Origin of the sequence: Bacillus sp. GbtcB10 (assembly GCF_019091365.1) — a bacterium.
Classification (GTDB): Bacteria; Bacillota; Bacilli; order Bacillales; family Bacillaceae; genus Bacillus; species Bacillus altitudinis.
This window is the reverse complement of the sequence record NZ_JAGXJP010000213.1, coordinates 1-262: the sequence shown is the minus strand read 5'-3', so window position 1 is coordinate 262 and position 262 is coordinate 1. Positions and strand designations below refer to the sequence as shown.

At 38.5% G+C, this 262-nt stretch carries 1 pseudogene; it reads left to right on the top strand.

Annotated elements, in window-relative coordinates:
- Positions 1–262 (top strand): annotated as a pseudogene (locus tag KVT11_RS20125) (ArpU family phage packaging/lysis transcriptional regulator); the annotation flags it as partial.

Sequence of the window (262 nt, the reverse complement as noted above, 5' to 3'; positions counted from 1 at the left end):
AGAAGGTGTTCTGGAAAGCGTACGTTTATATAGACAGTTTGGAATGATGCGTGAAGAAATGAAAGTCACTCCTTCTTATGAAATTAGATATCACGGACCTACAAATGATGTAGGAAAGCCATTAGAAGATGTCGCAATGGCTAATATACAGCAAAGTAAACGAGAAGAGTGGATTAAGCAAACGTCATTTCGCATTGACCAGTTTCTTAGTCGTTTAGGCAATGGGCGTGCTGGAAAGGACCAAAGAAACATTATTATTAAG